The 4,170-nt window shown below is 42.7% G+C and carries 2 protein-coding genes; both read right to left on the reverse strand.

Features of this window, described 5'->3' with window-relative positions; genetic code table 11:
• The coding region (locus Q8907_13530; protein ID MDP4275293.1) for a hypothetical protein at positions 1-566 on the reverse strand (566 nt) is incomplete at its 3' end.
• A gap of 8 nt (positions 567-574) precedes the next feature.
• The coding region (locus tag Q8907_13535) for a hypothetical protein (protein MDP4275294.1) at positions 575-4,170 on the reverse strand (3,596 nt) is incomplete at its 5' end.

The raw sequence follows: 4,170 nt of genomic DNA on the forward strand, positions 1-4,170 counted from the left end.
GTGTCGGTTTGGATGATATTTCCCGGAGCAGCCAGGAAAACCCGGTACAGGTATTTTTCATCTTTCCGGACATCCCGGTCGGTATACCACAATCCGGATGCAATAGCAGCATTTCTTGACTGGTCGGCACAAAACAGGGCAAAAGAAAACCTGGAATCCTGTTCCTTTGCTTTATTGACCACATCCAGGATACAGGCATTTTTTCCTGCAGAAACGCTGAATGTTTCTCCATAAATAGCCTGGGCTGCAACAGCCATATATTTATCCGAATCGGCCAGAGGTTCCCATTTTTCAAGTGGCCAGGGTTTTACCGGCCCACTGGTCAAAAAAGCAGGACGGGGAGAACGAATAAGTTTTCCGCCTTTCATTATCGTCAGGCGGACAATATAATAGCCATATTTATTCCCGGCGTTCCAACCGGAAAAGTTATCGGGCGCCCATCTAAGCAGAATGGAATCCGGCAGGGGACGTGCCAGCAATTTCACGGATGTAACAGGAACTTCCTGGGCATGAACTCCGGCTAAAAGAATGAAAATTAAAAAAGAATCAACTAAAAATTGTTTCATTTTCTTCATTATAAAGACGGTTGGGCAATATCAAAAGGATCTTCTATGTTGATCACCTTTGAAGTTGTTACTTTATTTATTCCCGGCAACACATATTCAAATTTTACCGGATAATTCCCCTTATCGACCACAGGCCAGATAAGCTTTTTCAAAATTGACTCTATCCGGGGATCTTCATTGGCCATCGAGGGATAGAGATTGGCCAGTTTTGTCCGGATATCCGTATAATCCTTACTCCAATAGTAAGGAGGACAGTACATAAACTGAGCCCAGTTATTGATCGCCGTTGCATTACCAGTCTGAATTTCAAGATCGGTAAGCGTATGGTCAAAATCCCATTGCCAGATTTTCAATTCACCTGTTGGCGGACAGCCGACAAGTGAGGTATCGCGCCAGGTTACCGACATATTCCCAGGAAAAGTATGATAAACCAGTGGTGCCACATTTTTCTGATACCAGCCGGACGGTCCAAGTTGTGCGGTCCTGCGAATAAGAGGAGTCTGCGTTTCCTCTCCGTATATTTCGAATTTATCAAAGACCTCACTATTCCGGAAAGTCGTTTGCAGGTAATAGACATAAGGAGATATTTCGTAAAGCATATTGGCCTTCAACTCAGGCACAGAGAGTTTGTCTGCAAAAGTTTTAAATTTACTGGTCCGGAAAGCAATACTGTAAAATGCAGTTTCTTCGCCTTCAGTCACAGATCCCGAAGCTGTTTTGATGGTAACATCAGTCGTTCCTGCAGAAGTTTCAGATGAAGAAGTCCGGGTACTCACGTTGTTATCGATACCAACTTTTTGAGGAATATTAACCAGTTGCAACTGATAAATTTTATCACAGGAAATGTTGGCGGGGATATTGAAACTTATGGTTTTGGAAGATTCATCATAACTAAGATCAGAAGATGACGCCGTGCCGCCCGAAACCGGCACAAAACGGGCAACCTGTTTCCAGGCCGAGCCCAAATTAAAGAAAGGAGCCATTCCTTTATTGAAAGCAATATATCCTTTTGAATACTCCTGAGGATAAAAATTATACTGACGGTCGAGCGGGTAAGTGTAATGGATCAAACTTTGAGGCAATTGCTTCGGAAAATCCCCGGTCGTAAATTTCACAGATTTAGTCTCGACTGTCTTAGCCCCTGCAGAATCTGTCAAAGTTGTCCACTGGCCATTCTGCCATTCGTCAAAACTTAGAGATACGGCAAAATTATAATCTTTCTGACAAGCAAGAATATCATTCGGATTATAGACCAAAACAGAATTGTCGCTGTTCCATTGATAAGAACCCGGGACAGTCTGCCCGGCAAGGGTCAGTTCACATTTTTCAAGATTAGCCCGGTATTTGTGAATAAGGTTGTTATCATCCGAAATATTCATTACCTGGTTGACAGAAACATTGAAAACCGCCTGGGGCGATGTAAACACATCAACATCGGTCTTACCGGCTTCGGGAGTAACATCTCCGATCAGCTGCAAATCGGCAAGCGGTGATTCAGTAACTTTATTAAGGATCTTACATTGATCCCCATAGGTAACCTTGAACTTACAATTTCCCTTGATCATTCCGCCCAGTATTCTGAATCTTCCCCCAGCCTGACCTTCAAAATAAACCGGATTCGGTCCTTCGGCTTCCAGCTGGGCTGCAGTCTCAATGCTTAGAATATCAAATTTCTTATGCCGATGAAAGACCTTCACTTCAATTCCGATATTCCCATCCAGATATGCATAAGCCTGCCCTTTTGCATACCATCCATTAATACCTAAGGCTCCTGCATGACCTTCACAATAAGCACCCTTTCCATAATTATTAAGAAGGATATCAAAACCGGCACCAATATCAAAACCTCCGTAAAATGGCGTGAGTTTAATGTTCCCCGTACTGAATGCCATACATGATCCGAAAGCTACACCTTTCCCATTTTCAAGCTTGCTGTTATCATGATCTGCACCGCATGAAGAAGTATTAAGCTTCAGGATGGACGCCACTTTGGGATTGACCACCATTCCGGTAGGAACATCATAACCTGCCATAAAATAGGAAGTCGTTTCCATCATCCTCAACATTTTTATGCCGATAGGATTAGTCTGTGTCCCCAGATAAATATACCATTTTGAATTTCCGAGGTGCATGACGCAACGGCCAGCCGAACCGTCAGGTCCAACGCCCTGCATGACCGGATCCATTCTGACAAAAGCTTCCAGACTGGCATCAAAATCCTCGGTTTCAAAATTCATATCCATATCCAGTTTCACAGATAAGGGACTGTCACCCGGATCGAATGCAAGAGACTTCCCGTCAGCAAAAGTCCTGGCATTTAATTTTATGGCAGGTAATGCAACAATTAAGGAGGGAACCAGGCATTTTGCAAAACCATCAAAGTTGACCTTATTGATTCCGCCACTGGAATTAAAAGCAATTTCAAATTTTGCATCAGCATCAATCAGTTCCGGCTTGACCACTCCAAATTTTATTTCGGACTTCACACCAATCCCGATCGTTTTATCCGGTTTATACAATATTCCGGATTCAGAAGCCAAGAAAGCACTAACATCATTGCTTGATGACTGCTTCATGTGATAATACAAACCGCCGCCAAAACCGTTAAAAATAAAGGGTGGAACCGAAATACCCGGATTTATACCCAAAAGTCCGTCAGCATAGAAATAGCGAAAACCATTAACATTGCCAAACAAGGCCAAAGCATTAAGAGAGAATTTCTTAGCAAATTTTGCCAAAAGCTTTCCTTTAAAACCATTACCATAGACCGGATCACTTTGAACAAAAGCTATTGCCCCATGAAGACGGAAGGCAGCGCCCTCATCAATGTCAATATCCACCTTATCCAAATCTAATCCCTTATAGAAAAAATCGAGATTATGACGTTTAGCCACAAGGGTGACAACAGTCGAACCAGAAAATCCGCCAGTACCAGATTCTTTTAAATTAACTTTCACCCCCACAGAAAGTCTTGCTTCATCCTGCGTGGTTCGCAATAAGAATTGGTTAATGGTCAGAGGGAAGGCCGCAAAAGTACTTTTATCAAGGCCGCTAACCCCGAAATATTTCACATCAAATACAGGCTCTGCAGCTGATATAAGCATTTCCTGGAAATCAACCTTGAGAAGCTTTAATCTGCTTGATGTATCATTTTTTGAAAACGGCGCATTAAAGGTCATATTTCCCGACAATATGGCCGTCGGAATGAATTTTCCGTCACTAACCGCAACGGTAACCGTAGAATTAGGAAATAACGTCAGCTTTGAATCTCCAAACATGGTAAAATCCATATCTGTCTTGGGTTTTACCGAAAGACTATAATTCCCGTCAAGATCGATTAAGGCAGAATAAGCAAGATTATCGCCCTCTTTCATCACAGGGATATGCATATCACCGGCAAATTTTGCAGCGCTCAATTTATTGGCCAGCAAAGAAATAGATATTGAGGAAACCGAAAAATCCCATCCGCCCAGGCTTCCCTGATCAAGACTTAGGATATTATCAGCCGTAACGGTTCCCGTCAATCCATTGTCATCAATGATAAAATGCCGAACAGTTATAGAAGGCCTCACATTTGTTGATTTGTCGGCAAATAATTTTCCCA

The organism is Bacteroidota bacterium, from assembly GCA_030706565.1.
GTDB lineage: Bacteria > Bacteroidota > Bacteroidia > Bacteroidales > JAUZOH01 > JAUZOH01.